The following is a 783-nucleotide window of genomic DNA, read 5'->3' as shown; positions in this document are numbered from 1 at the left end:
CGCGCCGGCGATGCGTCGAGGCGCGGGCCCTCCCGGCGGGAGGCTTGTTGTCCGACGGGGTCAGCCGAGGGTCCCCTCCGCCCGGCGCCCGATCTCCCAGACCCAGCAGGCGAGCTCGCGCGCGACGGCGGCGTTTGCCTTGCACGGGCTCTTGCCCGCCGCCGCCAGCGCCTCGCGGCGGCGGCAGAGCCTGGCGGTGCAGTCGTCGGCGCGCGCCCGGATCGCCGCGGGGACGTCCGCGCCGGGCGCCGGGGCCTTCGGGCGGGGCGTGCACGTCAGGTAGTGCCACGCCGACTCCACCAGCGCCGTCCTGGCGAGCCGGTTGCCCGTCTTGGTTATCCCGCCGCGCCGCTCGGTCTCGCCGCTCGAGCGCTCCGACGGGACCAGCCCGCACCAGCTCGCGAAGGCCGGGGCCGTCCGGAACCTCGTGAAGGAGCCCGCCTCGGCTGCGAGCCTGAAGGCCGTCAGGGTGTCGATTCCCTTGATGCAGGAGAGCGCCTCGACGGCCGGGCGCCACCGGTCGGTCCGGGCGAGGGCGAGCACCTTCTTCTCGAGCTGCCGGCGGTCCGACTCCGCGCACCTCGCGGCCGTGACGTAGTACTCGAGCACGTCGCGCTGGGGCCCCTCGAGCCTGATCCCGGATATCCACCTCCAGTGGGCGCGCGTCCAGGATCCCCTCCTCGTCCCGTCGGCGTTGCGCTCGTCCCAGACGTGGCCCAGCCTGATCAGGAACATGTTGAGGCGCTGCCTGGCGCGGCGGCACTCCGCCGTGGCGTCGTCGAG

1 protein-coding gene is annotated in these 783 nt (G+C 75.0%); it reads right to left on the bottom strand.

Going from position 1 to position 783, the window contains the following annotated elements:
* Positions 1-60: 60 nt before the first annotated feature.
* On the bottom strand, positions 61-783 hold a 723-nt coding region (locus ACTQXM_RS09005), incomplete at its 5' end, for a transposase (RefSeq protein WP_441537650.1).

The sequence above is a fragment of the Collinsella sp. LCP19S3_D3 genome, from assembly GCF_052121455.1.
In the GTDB taxonomy this organism is placed as follows: domain Bacteria; phylum Actinomycetota; class Coriobacteriia; order Coriobacteriales; family Coriobacteriaceae; genus Collinsella.
This window is presented reverse-complemented; position numbering and strand designations above follow the sequence as displayed.